The sequence below is a fragment of the Ideonella sp. BN130291 genome (assembly GCF_036231905.1).
Taxonomy (GTDB): domain Bacteria; phylum Pseudomonadota; class Gammaproteobacteria; order Burkholderiales; family Burkholderiaceae_C; genus CAMLIZ01.
This window is the reverse complement of record NZ_JAZARE010000006.1, coordinates 206354-219671: the sequence shown is the minus strand read 5'-3', so window position 1 is coordinate 219671 and position 13318 is coordinate 206354. Positions and strand designations below refer to the sequence as shown.

Annotated in this window: 27 protein-coding genes; all 27 read left to right on the top strand. The window is 64.1% G+C overall.

Going from position 1 to position 13318, the window contains the following annotated elements:
* Positions 1 to 99: 99 nt before the first annotated feature.
* Positions 100 to 771: a 50S ribosomal protein L3 gene (gene rplC, locus VPH43_RS14740; protein ID WP_328578476.1), complete on the top strand. Its 672-nt coding sequence runs from the start codon at positions 100 to 102 to the stop codon at positions 769 to 771.
* Positions 771 to 1391 (top strand): 50S ribosomal protein L4, encoded by a 621-nt coding sequence (gene rplD / locus VPH43_RS14735; protein ID WP_328578475.1) that lies wholly within the window; start codon positions 771 to 773, stop codon positions 1389 to 1391. Before rplC ends, rplD begins: the two co-directional genes overlap by 1 nt.
* Positions 1388 to 1705 (top strand): 50S ribosomal protein L23, encoded by a 318-nt coding sequence (gene rplW, locus VPH43_RS14730; RefSeq protein WP_328578474.1) that lies wholly within the window; start codon positions 1388 to 1390, stop codon positions 1703 to 1705. The genes rplD and rplW overlap by 4 nt, the downstream gene beginning before the upstream one ends.
* Positions 1706 to 2530: a 50S ribosomal protein L2 gene (rplB, locus tag VPH43_RS14725; RefSeq protein WP_328578473.1), complete on the top strand. Its 825-nt coding sequence runs from the start codon at positions 1706 to 1708 to the stop codon at positions 2528 to 2530. It abuts the gene before it with no gap.
* 15 nt (positions 2531 to 2545) lie between these two features.
* Positions 2546 to 2821, top strand: coding sequence for a 30S ribosomal protein S19 (rpsS, locus tag VPH43_RS14720; protein WP_328578472.1), 276 nt, complete (start codon positions 2546 to 2548; stop codon positions 2819 to 2821).
* A gap of 11 nt (positions 2822 to 2832) precedes the next feature.
* A complete protein-coding gene (gene rplV / locus VPH43_RS14715; RefSeq protein WP_328578471.1) occupies positions 2833 to 3162 on the top strand; it encodes a 50S ribosomal protein L22 in 330 nt (109 codons plus the stop codon).
* Between the two features lie 8 nt (positions 3163 to 3170).
* The gene (rpsC, locus tag VPH43_RS14710) at positions 3171 to 4058 is read left to right on the top strand and encodes a 30S ribosomal protein S3 (protein WP_328578470.1); all 888 of its coding nucleotides are present in this window, start codon (positions 3171 to 3173) and stop codon (positions 4056 to 4058) included.
* Between the two features lie 3 nt (positions 4059 to 4061).
* Complete coding sequence (gene rplP / locus VPH43_RS14705) at positions 4062 to 4478, top strand: 50S ribosomal protein L16 (RefSeq protein ID WP_328578469.1); 417 nt, start codon at positions 4062 to 4064, stop codon at positions 4476 to 4478.
* Positions 4479 to 4489: 11 nt separating this feature from the next.
* Positions 4490 to 4696, top strand: a complete 207-nt coding sequence (rpmC, locus tag VPH43_RS14700) for a 50S ribosomal protein L29 (protein WP_328578468.1) — start codon at positions 4490 to 4492, stop codon at positions 4694 to 4696.
* Entirely contained in the window at positions 4693 to 4974 is a 282-nt protein-coding gene (rpsQ, locus tag VPH43_RS14695; protein ID WP_328578467.1) for a 30S ribosomal protein S17, read from the top strand. The genes rpmC and rpsQ overlap by 4 nt, the downstream gene beginning before the upstream one ends.
* Before the next feature lie 102 nt (positions 4975 to 5076).
* Positions 5077 to 5589, top strand: a complete 513-nt coding sequence (locus tag VPH43_RS14690; protein ID WP_328578466.1) for a peroxiredoxin — start codon at positions 5077 to 5079, stop codon at positions 5587 to 5589.
* A 176-nt stretch (positions 5590 to 5765) separates the two neighbouring features.
* Entirely contained in the window at positions 5766 to 6134 is a 369-nt protein-coding gene (gene rplN, locus VPH43_RS14685; RefSeq protein WP_088286487.1) for a 50S ribosomal protein L14, read from the top strand.
* A 31-nt stretch (positions 6135 to 6165) separates the two neighbouring features.
* Positions 6166 to 6483, top strand: a complete 318-nt coding sequence (rplX, locus tag VPH43_RS14680; protein WP_328578465.1) for a 50S ribosomal protein L24 — start codon at positions 6166 to 6168, stop codon at positions 6481 to 6483.
* 9 nt (positions 6484 to 6492) lie between these two features.
* Positions 6493 to 7077 (top strand): 50S ribosomal protein L5, encoded by a 585-nt coding sequence (gene rplE, locus VPH43_RS14675; RefSeq protein ID WP_328578464.1) that lies wholly within the window; start codon positions 6493 to 6495, stop codon positions 7075 to 7077.
* A gap of 8 nt (positions 7078 to 7085) precedes the next feature.
* Positions 7086 to 7391 carry a 30S ribosomal protein S14 gene (rpsN, locus tag VPH43_RS14670; RefSeq protein WP_328578463.1) on the top strand — a complete coding sequence of 102 codons (306 nt, stop codon included), beginning with the start codon at positions 7086 to 7088 and terminating at the stop codon, positions 7389 to 7391.
* A gap of 21 nt (positions 7392 to 7412) precedes the next feature.
* Complete coding sequence (rpsH, locus tag VPH43_RS14665) at positions 7413 to 7805, top strand: 30S ribosomal protein S8 (protein ID WP_328578462.1); 393 nt, start codon at positions 7413 to 7415, stop codon at positions 7803 to 7805.
* A gap of 14 nt (positions 7806 to 7819) precedes the next feature.
* Positions 7820 to 8353 (top strand): 50S ribosomal protein L6, encoded by a 534-nt coding sequence (rplF, locus tag VPH43_RS14660; protein WP_328578461.1) that lies wholly within the window; start codon positions 7820 to 7822, stop codon positions 8351 to 8353.
* A gap of 11 nt (positions 8354 to 8364) precedes the next feature.
* Positions 8365 to 8733: a 50S ribosomal protein L18 gene (rplR, locus tag VPH43_RS14655; RefSeq protein WP_328578460.1), complete on the top strand. Its 369-nt coding sequence runs from the start codon at positions 8365 to 8367 to the stop codon at positions 8731 to 8733.
* 17 nt (positions 8734 to 8750) lie between these two features.
* Positions 8751 to 9269 carry a 30S ribosomal protein S5 gene (gene rpsE / locus VPH43_RS14650; RefSeq protein ID WP_328578459.1) on the top strand — a complete coding sequence of 173 codons (519 nt, stop codon included), beginning with the start codon at positions 8751 to 8753 and terminating at the stop codon, positions 9267 to 9269.
* An 11-nt stretch (positions 9270 to 9280) separates the two neighbouring features.
* The gene (gene rpmD, locus VPH43_RS14645; protein WP_328578458.1) at positions 9281 to 9466 is read left to right on the top strand and encodes a 50S ribosomal protein L30; all 186 of its coding nucleotides are present in this window, start codon (positions 9281 to 9283) and stop codon (positions 9464 to 9466) included.
* A 22-nt stretch (positions 9467 to 9488) separates the two neighbouring features.
* Positions 9489 to 9923, top strand: a complete 435-nt coding sequence (rplO, locus tag VPH43_RS14640) for a 50S ribosomal protein L15 (protein WP_328578457.1) — start codon at positions 9489 to 9491, stop codon at positions 9921 to 9923.
* A 22-nt stretch (positions 9924 to 9945) separates the two neighbouring features.
* Positions 9946 to 11256, top strand: a complete 1311-nt coding sequence (gene secY, locus VPH43_RS14635; protein WP_328578456.1) for a preprotein translocase subunit SecY — start codon at positions 9946 to 9948, stop codon at positions 11254 to 11256.
* A 1-nt stretch (position 11257) separates the two neighbouring features.
* Positions 11258 to 11476, top strand: coding sequence for a translation initiation factor IF-1 (infA, locus tag VPH43_RS14630; RefSeq protein WP_209384880.1), 219 nt, complete (start codon positions 11258 to 11260; stop codon positions 11474 to 11476).
* An 18-nt stretch (positions 11477 to 11494) separates the two neighbouring features.
* Complete coding sequence (gene rpmJ, locus VPH43_RS14625) at positions 11495 to 11608, top strand: 50S ribosomal protein L36 (protein WP_056194202.1); 114 nt, start codon at positions 11495 to 11497, stop codon at positions 11606 to 11608.
* A gap of 35 nt (positions 11609 to 11643) precedes the next feature.
* Positions 11644 to 12009 (top strand): 30S ribosomal protein S13, encoded by a 366-nt coding sequence (gene rpsM / locus VPH43_RS14620; RefSeq protein WP_328578455.1) that lies wholly within the window; start codon positions 11644 to 11646, stop codon positions 12007 to 12009.
* A 35-nt stretch (positions 12010 to 12044) separates the two neighbouring features.
* Positions 12045 to 12449: a 30S ribosomal protein S11 gene (gene rpsK / locus VPH43_RS14615; protein ID WP_328578454.1), complete on the top strand. Its 405-nt coding sequence runs from the start codon at positions 12045 to 12047 to the stop codon at positions 12447 to 12449.
* A gap of 184 nt (positions 12450 to 12633) precedes the next feature.
* Positions 12634 to 13257, top strand: coding sequence for a 30S ribosomal protein S4 (rpsD, locus tag VPH43_RS14610; RefSeq protein ID WP_328578453.1), 624 nt, complete (start codon positions 12634 to 12636; stop codon positions 13255 to 13257).
* The last annotated feature ends 61 nt before the right edge of the window (positions 13258 to 13318 follow it).

The following is a 13318-nucleotide window of genomic DNA, read 5'->3' as shown; positions in this document are numbered from 1 at the left end:
CCGCGACTCCCCTTCGGGGAGGGTCGCACATCAGTCAGCCTGGCCAATCGATGTCAGGCGTTCGAAACAAAGGCTCCGTTCGCGGGGCTGGAGAAAACCATGAGTCTTAGCAATCGTCTCGGATTGCTGGGCCGCAAGGTGGGCATGATGCGCATCTTCACGGACGATGGCGACGCCATTCCCGTGACCGTGCTCGACGTGTCCAACAACCGCGTCACCCAGATCAAGACCGAAGAGACCGACGGCTACAGCGCCATCCAGGTGGCGTTCGGTGCGCGCAAGGCTTCGCGCGTCACCAAGCCGGAAGCCGGCCACCTCGCAAAAGCGGGCGTCGAAGCCGGTGAAGTCCTGAAGGAATTCCGTGTCGACGCCAATGTGGCGGCCGAGTACAAGCCGGGCGCCACCGTGCCCGTGACCTTGTTCGCCGCCGGCCAGGTGGTGGACGTGCAAGGCACCTCCATCGGCAAGGGCTTCGCAGGCACCATCAAGCGCCACAACTTCAGCTCGCAGCGCGCGTCGCACGGCAACAGCCGTTCGCACAACGTGCCGGGCTCGATCTCCATGGCGCAGGATCCGGGCCGCGTGTTCCCGGGCAAGAAGATGACGGGCCACATGGGCGACGAAACCGTCACCACCCAGAACCTCGACATCGTCCGCGTGGACGAGGCCCGCCAGCTGCTGCTGGTCAAGGGCGCCGTGCCGGGCAGCAAGAACGGCCATGTGGTCGTGCGCCCCGCTGTCAAGGTCAAGGTCAAGAAGGGAGCCCAGTGATGCAACTCGAGCTCCTGAACGAACAAGGTCAGGCCACGTCCAAGGTGGACGCCCCTGACACCGTGTTCGCACGCGATTACAACGAAGCCCTGGTGCACCAGGTCGTGGTGGCCTACCAGGCCAATGCCCGCCAAGGCACCCGCGCCCAGAAGGACCGCCAGCAGGTCAAGCACAGCACGAAGAAGCCGTGGCGCCAGAAGGGCACCGGCCGCGCCCGTGCGGGCATGACCTCGTCGCCGCTGTGGCGCGGAGGCGGTCGGATCTTCCCGAACAGCCCGGACGAGAACTTCACCCAAAAGGTCAACAAGAAGATGTACCGCGCCGGCATGGCCGCCATCTTCTCGCAGCTGGCCCGTGAAGGCCGCCTGGCCGTGGTCGACTCGATCACCGTCGACGCCCCCAAGACCAAGCTGCTGGCCGCCAAGTTCAAGCAGATGGGCCTGGACTCGGTGATGGTCATTGCTGACCAGGTGGATGACAACCTGCTGCTGGCCTCGCGCAACCTGGCCAACGTGCTGGTGGTCGAGCCCCGTTACGCCGATCCGCTGTCGCTCGTCTTCTACAAGAAGGTGCTGGTGACCAAGGGCGCGATGGAGCAGCTCAAGGAGATGCTGGCATGACCGCAGCTCAGAAATTCGACGAAGGCCGTCTGGCCAAGGTGCTGGTTGCGCCCATCGTGTCCGAAAAGGCCACGAGCATCGGCGAGAAGAACAACCAGGTGCTGTTCAAGGTTCTGCGCGACGCGACCAAGCCCGAGATCAAGGCTGCCGTTGAACTGATGTTCAAGGTGGAAGTGGACTCGGTGCAGACCGTCAACCAGAAGGGCAAGGTCAAGCGCTTCGGCCGTTCCATCGGCCGCCGCGACCACGTCAAAAAGGCGTATGTGTCGCTGAAGCCGGGCCAGGAGCTCAACTTCTCCGGGGAGGCCGCTTAAATGGCTGTCGTCAAAGTCAAACCCACATCGCCCGGCCGCCGCGCCGTGGTGAAGGTGGTGCACAAGCACCTGCACAAGGGCGCTCCGGAAGCATCGCTGCTCGAGCCCCAGAAGCAGAATGCCGGCCGCAACAACAACGGCCACATCACGATGCGTCACAAGGGTGGTGGCCACAAGCACCACTACCGCGTCGTCGATTTCCTGCGCAACAAGGACGGCATTCCCGCGAAGGTCGAGCGCATCGAGTACGACCCGAACCGCACGGCCCACATCGCACTGGTGTGTTATGCCGACGGCGAGCGTCGCTACATCATCGCCCCGCGCGGCCTGGAAGTCGGCTCCACGATCATGAGCGGCGCCGAAGCGCCGATCAAGGCCGGCAACACGCTGCCCATCCGCAACATCCCGGTCGGCTCCACCGTGCATTGCGTCGAGATGCTGCCCAGCAAGGGCGCGCAGATCGCCCGCTCCGCCGGTACCTCCGTGGTGCTGATGGCGCGTGAAGGCACCTACGCCCAGCTGCGCTTGCGCTCTGGTGAAGTGCGCCGCATCCACATCGACTGCCGCGCGACCATCGGCGAAGTCAGCAACGAAGAGCACAGCCTGCGCCAGTACGGCAAGGCCGGTGCGATCCGCTGGAAGGGTATCCGCCCGACCGTGCGCGGCGTTGCGATGAACCCGGTGGACCACCCGCACGGTGGTGGCGAAGGCCGCACCGGTGAAGGCCAGGTGCCGGTGTCGCCGTGGAACACGATGACCAAGGGCTACCGCACTCGCAACAACAAGCGCACGCAGACGTTCATCGTCTCGCGTCGCAAGAAGTAAGGAAGGGGTAGCTCAATGACCCGTTCACTGAAAAAAGGTCCCTTCGTGGATCACCACCTGCTGGCCAAGGTCGAGAAGGCCACCGCCATCAAGGACAAGAAGCCGATCAAGACCTGGTCGCGCCGCTCGACGATCCTGCCGGAGTTCATCGGCCTGACGATCGCGGTGCACAACGGCAAGCAGCACGTGCCGGTGTATGTATCCGATCAGATGGTGGGCCACAAGCTGGGCGAGTTCGCGCTGACCCGCACCTTCAAGGGTCACCCGGCCGACAAGAAGGCCAAGAAGTAAGGATGACCACGATGGAAACCAAAGCAAGCGTGCGCGGTGTCCGCCTGTCGGCCGACAAGGGCCGTCTCGTGGCTGACCTGATCCGCGGCAAGAAGGTGGACCAGGCGCTGAACATCCTGGCGTTCACCCAGAAGAAGGCAGCCGGCATCGTCAAGAAGGCCCTGGAGTCCGCGATCGCGAACGCCGAGCACAACGACGGCGCCGACATCGACGAACTCAAGGTCACCTCGATCTATGTGGAGCAAGGCGCCACGTTGAAGCGGTTCTCTGCACGGGCCAAGGGCCGTGGCAACCGCATCAGCAAGCCCACCTGCCACATCTTCGTGACCGTCGGGAACTGAGGAAGACCATGGGACAAAAGATCCATCCGACCGGCTTCCGCCTGCCCGTCACCCGTGCCTGGGCGTCGCGCTGGTACGCGAACAACAAGAACTTCGCCACCATGCTGGCCGAAGATCTGGATGTTCGCGAGTACCTGAAGGCGCGCCTGAAGAACGCGGCCGTGTCGCGCATCCTGATCGAGCGCCCCGCCAAGAACGCCCGCATCACCATCTTCTCGGCACGTCCGGGTGTGGTGATCGGCAAGAAGGGCGAGGACATCGAGAACCTGAAGGCCGAGCTGACCCGCCGCCTGGGTGTGCCGGTGGCAGTGAACATCGAAGAGGTGCGCAAGCCCGAAGTCGATGCCCAGCTGATCGCCGACTCGATCACCCAGCAGCTGGAAAAGCGCATCATGTTCCGCCGTGCGATGAAGCGCGCGATGCAGAACGCGATGCGCCTGGGCGCCCAGGGCATCAAGATCATGAGCGCCGGCCGCCTGAACGGTATCGAAATCGCACGTACCGAGTGGTACCGCGAAGGCCGCGTGCCCCTTCACACCCTGAAGGCCGACATCGACTACGGCTTCTCCGAAGCGAAGACCACCTACGGCGTCATCGGCGTCAAGGTGTGGGTCTATCGCGGTGACCGCCTCGCCAATGGCGAAGCGCCGGTCATCAAGTCGGATGCCGCCGAAGAAGATCGTCGTCCGCGTCGCAATGCCCGTCCGGGCGCGCCTGGCGACCGCCGTGGCCCGCGCACCGGTGGCGACCGCGACCGTGGCGCACCGCGTCAAGGCGGCGCCCCGGCCGAAGGCAGCGACAAGCCCGCCGTGGGAGCCGCTGATGCGCCCAAGGCACCGGCCGCCAAGCGTGTCGTGCGCAAGGCGCCCGCGCCTGGCGACGCCAAAGGAGAATAAAACATGCTGCAACCAGCACGCCGCAAGTTCCGCAAGGAACAGAAGGGCCGCAACACCGGCATCGCCACCCGCGGCGCCAACGTGTCGTTCGGCGAATTTGGCCTCAAGGCGACCGAGCGCGGCCGTATCACGGCCCGCCAGATCGAAGCCGCCCGTCGTGCCATTTCGCGCCACATCAAGCGCGGTGGCCGCATCTTCATCCGCATCTTCCCCGACAAGCCGATTTCGCAGAAGCCGGCCGAAGTGCGCATGGGTAACGGCAAGGGCAACCCCGAGTACTACGTCGCCGAAATCCAGCCGGGCAAGGTGCTGTACGAACTCAACGGTGTGCCCGAAGCCCTGGCCCGCGAGGCGTTCACGCTGGCAGCTGCCAAGCTGCCCCTGCGCTGCACGTTCGTGGCCCGCCAGGTCGGAGCCTGAAGGAACACACCATGAGCAAAGCATCTGAACTGCGCGGCAAGGACGTTGCCGCACTCGAAAAGGAAGTGTCCGACCTGTTGAAGGCGCACTTCGGTCTGCGCATGCAGAAGGCCACCCAGCAGCTGGGCAATCACACCCAGCTGGGCCGGACGCGCCGCGACATCGCTCGCGCCAAGACCATCCTGGCCGAGAAGAAGCGCCAAGGAGCCGCCAAATGACGGAAGCTCAAACCAGCAAGCCGGAAAAGAATACCCGCACCCTGATCGGCAAGGTCGTCAGCGACAAGCGCGCCAAGACCATCACCGTTCTCGTGGAGCGCCGCACCAAGCACGAGCTGTACGGCAAGATCGTCGCCAAGTCGAGCAAGTACCACGCTCATGACGAAAACGGCGAGTACAAGATGGGCGACGTGGTCGAAATCGCCGAAAGCCGTCCGATCTCCAAGACGAAGTCCTGGGTCGTGACGCGCCTGGTGCAAAAGGCCGCAACCGTTTAAGTAGTGCCCGCTGCGGGGTCTTCGCGAGAAGCCTCTCAGGAACGGCCGGAACGCTGGGAGACTGGCGCCCGGCCGTTTTGCCATCCCTACAGGAGATACACCATGCTGAAAGTCGGAGACAAACTGCCCGCCGGCACCTTGCAGGAATTCATCGAAGTCGAGGGCAACGGCTGCTCGCTGGGGCCGAACAGCTTCGACGTGCAGAAGGAAGCGGCCGGCAAGACGATCGCGATCTTCGCGCTGCCGGGTGCCTTCACGCCCACCTGCTCGGCCCAGCACGTCCCCGGCTACGTGGCCAAGGCCGCTGAGCTGAAGGCCGCCGGCATCGACGAGGTGTGGTGCGTGTCGGTCAACGACGCCTTCGTGATGGGCGCCTGGGGGCGCGACCAGAAGACGGCCGGCAAGGTGCGCATGATGGCCGACGGCAGCGGCACCTGGACACAGGCCACCGGCCTGACGCTGGACCTCACCGGCAAAGGCATGGGTGTGCGTTCGCAGCGCTATTCCATGCTGGTCAAGGACGGCGTGGTGAAGACCCTGAACATCGAGGCGCCCGGCAAGTTCGAAGTGAGCGGTGCCGATATGATCCTCGCGCAGGCCAAGCAGGCGGCCTGAAGTTTTCAACGCGGGCCGCTTGACCTTGCCCGCGTTTCCCCTGTATCATCCAAAGCTTCGCCGGAAAAGGGCGGCCACGGTCATTCGGCCTGGTGCTTTTTCCGGATCCGCCCACACACGGGCCCAAGACTGACCGCTTTCGGCTCGCCGGCTGCGGGACAAGTTGGGGACAGAACATGATCCAAATGCAATCGCGGCTCGACGTCGCGGACAACACCGGCGCTAAGTCCGTCATGTGCATCAAGGTGCTCGGCGGTTCCAAGCGTCGTTACGCCGGCATTGGCGACATCATCAAGGTGAGCATCAAGGAAGCGGCGCCGCGTGGCCGTGTGAAGAAGGGCGAGGTCTACAGTGCCGTCGTCGTTCGCACTGCCAAGGGTGTGCGCCGCCAGGATGGCTCGCTCGTCAAGTTCGACGGCAACGCCGCCGTTCTGCTCAACGCCAAGCTGGAGCCGATCGGCACCCGCATCTTCGGGCCGGTCACGCGCGAGCTGCGCACCGAGCGCTTCATGAAGATCGTGTCGCTGGCGCCCGAGGTCCTCTGATCTCGCGCCCATCCGCTGGAAGGACATATTCATGAACAAAATTCGCAAGGGCGACCAGGTCATCGTGCTGACCGGCCGCGACAAGGGCAAGCGCGGGACCGTCACGGCCCGTGTGGACGAGGACCATGTGCTCGTCGAAGGCATCAACGTGGTCAAGAAGCACGTGAAGCCGAACCCGATGAAGGGCACGACCGGCGGTGTGGTCGACAAGACCATGCCGATCCACCAGTCCAACGTCGCCATCTTCAATGGCGCCAGCGGCAAGGCCGATCGCGTCGGCATCAAGCTCCTCGAAGACGGCAAGAAGGTTCGCGTCTTCAAGTCGAGCGGCGAAGAGATCAAGGCTTAAGAGGACTCCATGGCTAAGCAAAAAGCAGCCGAAACGGCGTCGCAAGCGGCCCCTCAGGCCCGCCTCCATGCGATCTACCGCGAGAAGATCGTGCCCGAGCTGGTGCAGAAGTTCGGCTACAAGTCCGTGATGGAAGTGCCGCGCATCACCAAGATCACGCTCAACATGGGTGTGAGCGAGGCGGTGTCGGACAAGAAGGTGATGGACCACGCCGTGGGCGACCTCACCAAGATCGCCGGCCAGAAGCCCGTGGTCACCAAGTCCAAGAAGGCCATCGCGGGCTTCAAGATCCGCGAGAACGTGCCCATCGGCACCATGGTGACGCTGCGCGGCACCCGCATGTACGAATTCCTGGACCGCTTCGTCACGATCGCGCTGCCGCGCGTGCGCGACTTCCGCGGCATCTCGGGCCGTTCGTTCGACGGGCGCGGCAACTACAACATCGGCGTCAAGGAACAGATCATCTTCCCCGAGATCGAGTACGACAAGGTGGATGCTCTGCGTGGTCTGAACATCAGCATCACGACGACCGCGAAGAACGACGACGAGTGCAAGGCGCTGCTGGCTGCCTTCCGCTTCCCGTTCAAGAACTGAGGTGCCCTGTGGCCAAAACGTCCCTCAAGCAACGTGAAGCCAAGCGCGAAGCGCTGGTCGCGAAGTACGCCAAGAAGTACGCCGAGCTGAAAAGCATCATCGACGACTTCAAGCGCTCGGAAGAAGAGCGCTACGCCGCTCGCCTGGAGCTGCAGAAGCTGCCCCGCAACGCGAACCCCACGCGCCTGCGCAACCGTTGCGGCCTGACCGGCCGTCCGCGTGGCACCTTCCGCAAGTTCGGTCTGGCGCGCAACAAGATCCGTGAACTGGCCTTCAAGGGCGACATCCCCGGTGTCGTCAAGGCCAGCTGGTAATCGGCACGAGGAGATTACGCAATGAGCATGAGTGATCCTATCGCCGATATGCTGACCCGCATCCGGAACGCGCAGATGGTCGAGAAGGCCAGCGTGACGATGCCGTCGTCCAAGCTGAAGGTGGCGATTGCCCAGGTCCTGAAGGACGAGGGCTACATCGACGACTTCGCCGTCAAGGGCGAGGCCAAGGCCGAGCTGGAAATCGGCCTGAAGTACTACGCCGGCCGTCCGGTGATCGAGCGCATCGAGCGCGTCAGCCGCCCCGGCCTGCGCATCTACAAGGGCCGCCACGACATCCCGCAGGTCATGAACGGCCTGGGTGTGGCGATCGTCACGACGCCCAAGGGCGTGATGACCGACCGCAAGGCACGTCAAGCCGGTATCGGCGGCGAAGTGCTCTGCTACGTCGCCTGATCGGAGAACAGCAAATGTCCCGCGTTGGAAAAATGCCGATCGCCGTCCCGCAAGGCGTGGACGTGTCGATCAACGCCGACCAGATCAGCGTGAAGGGGCCGCAAGGCACCCTGACCCGCGCGGTCAACGGTCTGGTGAATGTGAAGAATGATGCCGGCACGCTGACCTTCGTGCCGGCCAACGAGTCGACCGAGGCCGACGCGATGAGCGGCACCATGCGCGCCCTGGTGGCCAACATGGTGAACGGCGTCAGCAAGGGCTTCGAGCGCAAGCTCACCCTGGTGGGCGTGGGTTTCCGCGCTGCCGCTCAAGGCTCCAAGCTCAACCTGCAGATCGGTTTCTCGCATCCGGTCGTCAAGGACATGCCCGCTGGCATCACCGTCCAGACGCCGACCCAGACCGAGATCCTGATCAAGGGTGCCGACCGCCAGGTGGTGGGGCAGATCGCCGCTGAAGTGCGCGCCATCCGCCCGCCCGAGCCCTACAAGGGCAAGGGCATCCGCTACGCGGAAGAGCGCGTGGTCCTCAAAGAGACCAAGAAGAAGTAAGGAGTGGCAGCATGACGACCCTGAACAAGAAGGATCAGCGCATCCGCCGCTCGCGCCAGACGCGTGTCCGCATCGCCAAGCAGCGTGTGGCCCGCCTGACGGTGTTCCGCTCCAACCTGCACATCTACGCCAGCGTCGTGTCCGACGACGGTACCCGCGTGCTGGCCAGTGCCTCCACGGCCGAGAAGGAAGTGCGCGAACAGCTGGGCGCCGGCAAGGGTGGCAACGCCGCCGCTGCCGCGGTCATCGGCAAGCGCATCGCCGAGAAGGCCAAGGCTGCCGGCATCGAGAAGGTCGCGTTCGACCGTGCAGGCTTCGCATACCACGGCCGCGTCAAGGCGCTGGCCGAGGCCGCTCGCGAAGCGGGCCTGCAGTTCTGATCGCAAAGGATTAAGCAATGGCAAAGTTTCAACCTCGCGCTCAGACCGAAGGCAACGACGACGGCCTGAAGGAAAAGATGATCGCGGTCAACCGCGTGACGAAGGTCGTGAAGGGTGGCCGCACCCTGAGCTTCGCCGCGCTGACCGTGGTCGGTGACGGCGATGGCCGCATCGGCATGGGCAAGGGCAAGGCCAAGGAAGTGCCGGTCGCGGTGCAGAAGGCCATGGAAGCGGCCCGCCGCAACATGGTGAAGGTGCAGCTGAAGAACGGCACCATCCACCACAACGTGCGCGGCGAGCACGGTGCTGCCAAGGTGCTGATGGCACCGGCCAAGCAGGGTGACGGCATCATCGCTGGCGGCCCGATGCGCGCCGTGTTCGAAGTGATGGGCGTGACCGACATCGTGGCCAAGAGCCTCGGGTCGACCAACCCGTACAACATGGTGCGTGCCACGCTGAACGCGCTGAAGAAGTCGACCACGGCGGCTGAAGTCGCTGCCAAGCGCGGCAAGTCGGTCGAAGAGATCCTCGGCTAAAGGGGCCAACCATGGCAGACGCAAAGAAAACCGTGAAGGTCAAGCTGGTCCGCAGCCCGATCGGCACGAAGGAATCCCACCGTGCCACGGTCAAGGGCCTGGGCCTGCGCAAGCTGAACAGCGTGTCCGAACTCGAGGACACGCCGGCAGTGCGCGGCATGATCAACAAGATCGCCTACCTCGTGCAGGTGCTTTGAGCACCTGACCCAAGGAAAGAACATGGAACTCAACACCATCAAGCCGGGTGCCGGCTCCAAGCATGCCAAGCGCCGTGTCGGCCGCGGCATCGGCTCGGGCCTGGGCAAGACGGCCGGTCGTGGCCACAAGGGCCAGAAGTCCCGTGCCGGCGGCTACCACAAGGTGGGCTTCGAAGGCGGCCAGATGCCGCTGCAGCGTCGCCTGCCCAAGCGCGGCTTCAAGTCGGCTTCGCTGAAGTTCAACGCCGAAGTCACCCTGGGCGACCTGCAGGCGCTGGGCGCCGACGAGGTGGACCTGCTCACCCTGAAGCGAGCCGGCCTGGTCGGCGAGATCGCCAAGGTGGTGAAGGTCATCAAGTCGGGCGAGCTGAGCAAGAAGGTCGTGCTCAAGGGCATCGGTGCCACCGCTGGCGCCAAGGCTGCCATCGAAGCCGCTGGCGGCTCGATCGCCGCTTAAGGCGCAGAAGGCACACGCACTCGTGGCAACCAACGCGAATCAGCTGGCCAAGAGCGGCAAGTTCGGCGACCTGCGTCGCCGGCTTGTGTTCTTGCTGTTGGCGCTCGTGGTCTACCGCATCGGCGCGCACATTCCGGTGCCGGGCATCAACCCCGACCAGCTGGCGGCTCTTTTCAAGGGGCAGCAAGGCGGCATCCTGAACCTGTTCAACATGTTCTCCGGTGGCGCGCTGTCGCGCTTCGCGGTGTTCGCGTTGGGCATCACGCCGTACATCTCGGCCTCGATCATCATGCAGCTCATGAGCTACGTGGTGCCGAGCCTGGAAGCGCTGAAGAAGGAAGGCGAATCGGGCCGCCGCAAGATCACGCAGTACACGCGTTACGGCACGCTCGGCCTGGCGATCTTTCAGGCGCTCAGCATCGCGCTGGCCCTGGAGGGGCAGCAGGGGCTGGTGATGAACCCCGGTTTCGGTTTCCGCATGACGGCGACCGTGAGCCTGGTGGCCGGCACCATGTTCCTGATGTGGTTGGGTGAGCAGATCACCGAGCGCGGGCTGGGCAACGGCATCTCGATCCTGATCTTCGGTGGCATCGCGGCCGGCCTGCCGAACGCCATTGGCGGCCTGCTGGAGCTGGTGAGCACCGGGGCGATGAGCATCATCGCTGCACTGTTCATCGTGTCGCTGGTGGTGTTTGTCACCTTTGCGGTCGTGTTCGTGGAGCGCGGGCAGCGCAAGATCCTGGTGAACTATGCCAAGCGCCAGGTGGGCAACAAGGTCTATGGTGGCCAGTCGTCGCACCTGCCGCTGAAGCTCAACATGTCGGGCGTGATCCCGCCGATCTTCGCGTCGTCGATCATCCTGCTGCCGGCCACCATCGTGGGCTGGTTTGCCACCGGCGAAGGCATGCGCTGGCTGAAGGACATCTCCTCGGCGCTGTCGCCGGGGCAGCCGATCTACGTGCTGCTGTACGCCGCGATGATCGTGTTCTTCTGCTTCTTCTACACGGCGCTGGTGTTCAACAGCCGTGAGACGGCGGACAACCTGAAGAAGAGCGGTGCCTTCATCCCGGGCATCCGCCCCGGTGAGCAGACGGCACGCCACATCGACAAGATCCTGTCCCGGCTGACCCTGGCGGGCGCTGCGTACATCACGGCGGTGTGCCTGCTGCCGGAGTTCCTGGTGCTGAAGTACAACGTGCCGTTCTACTTCGGCGGCACCTCGCTGTTGATCATCGTGGTGGTGACCATGGACTTCTGGGCTCAGGTGCAGTCGTACGTGATGAGCCAGCAGTACGAGTCGCTGTTGAAGAAGGCGAACTTCAAGGCCAGCTGAGATGTCGAAGGACGACGCCATCCAGATGCAGGGCGAGATTCTGGAGAATCTGCCCAACGCCACCTTCCGGGTCAAACTGGAAAACGGCCATGTGGTGCTCGGACACATTTCCGGGAAGATGCGCATGCACTACATCCGCATCCTGCCGGGCGACAAGGTTACCGTCGAGTTGACACCCTACGATTTGAGTCGCGCTCGCATCGTGTTCCGCGCGAAGTGAACGCATAAGGAGAAGAGCATGAAAGTTTCGGCATCGGTTAAGCAAATGTGCCGCAATTGCAAGATCATCCGCCGCAAGGGCGTGGTGCGCGTGATCTGCACTGACCCGCGCCACAAGCAGCGCCAGGGTTGATGATCACCCGCTAGAAGCGAACTGAAGGACACCCCATGGCACGTATTGCTGGTATCAATATTCCGCCGCACAAGCATGCCGAGATCGGCCTGACGTCGATCTATGGCATCGGTCGCACGACCGCGCAGAAGATCTGCGAAAGCTGCGGCATTCCGTTCGACCGGAAGATCAAGGACCTGACCGACACCGATCTGGAGAAGATCCGTGAAGAGGTCGGCCGCATGACGATCGAGGGTGACCTGCGTCGCGAGATGTCGATCAACATCAAGCGCCTGATGGACCTCGGTTGCTACCGTGGCCTGCGCCACCGCCGCGGCCTGCCGGTGCGCGGCCAGCGCACCCGCACCAATGCCCGCACCCGCAAGGGTCCGCGCAAGTCCGGCGCCATGGTCAAGAAGTGATTCGCGCGGCTAGACTGAACTGAAAGAAGGCTCCAATGGCTAAGGCACCTCAAAACACCGCCGCGCGCCGCGTCAGCAAGAAGATCCGCAAGAACATTGCGGACGGCATTGCGCACGTGCACGCGTCGTTCAACAACACCATCATCACGATCACCGACCGCCAGGGCGGCGCGCTGTCGTGGGCATCGAGCGGTGGCCAGGGCTTCAAGGGCTCGCGCAAGTCGACCCCGTTCGCGGCCCAGGTCGCGGCCGAAGTGGCCGGCCGTGCGGCGCAGGAACAAGGCATCAAGAACCTGGACGTGCGGATCAAGGGCCCGGGCCCCGGCCGCGAGTCCTCGGTGCGCGCCCTGGCTTCGCTGGGCATCCGCATCAACTCGATCTCCGACGTGACGCCGGTGCCGCACAACGGCTGCCGCCCGCAGAAGCGTCGTCGCATCTAAGGCCTTGCGGCCGACAGCGCCTTTGGCGCTTGTTTTACAATTGAGAGTTCGATCGCCGGCGGGTGCTGCAAGGCACCATCGCCGGCGACTCCGTTGAAGCCCACCGCCTGAGCGTCGTTCCGAACAACATCCGCCAGGCTCGCGCGAAACACACGTCGCGTCAGATTGAACAAGGACACATCAAGTGGCACGTTATCTCGGCCCCAAGGCCAAACTTTCCCGCCGTGAAGGCACCGACCTCTACCTGAAGAGCGCCCGCCGCGCCATCAGCGACAAGGCCAAGTTCGACAGCAAGCCCGGCCAGCATGGCCGCACCTCCGGCTCGCGCACCAGCGACTTCGGCCTGCAGCTGCGTGAAAAGCAGAAGGTCAAGCGCATGTACGGCGTGCTGGAGCGCCAGTTCCGCCGCTACTTCGCCGAAGCCGAGCGCCGCAAGGGCAACACCGGCGCCACGCTGCTGGCACTGCTCGAGTCGCGCCTGGACAACGTGGTGTACCGCATGGGCTTCGGCTCCACCCGCGCCGAAGCGCGCCAGCTGGTGTCGCACAAGGGCATCACGGTGAACGGTGAAGTGGTGAACATCGCTTCCTACATGGTCAAGCCGGGCGACGTGGTCGCCGTGCGTGAAAAGGCCAAGAAGCAGCTGCGCGTGACTGAAGCCGTGAAGCTGGCCGAGTCGATCGGCATGCCGGCCTGGGTGCAGGTGGACGCCGCCAAGCTCGAAGGCACGTTCAAGAAGGTGCCGGACCGCGACGAGTTCGGCGCCGAGATCAACGAATCGCTGATCGTGGAACTCTACTCGCGCTGATCCGGCGCGGGTGCCCGCGCCGCCGTCGTGGCGCGCGGGCGTTTCATCTCTTTGCCGCTGC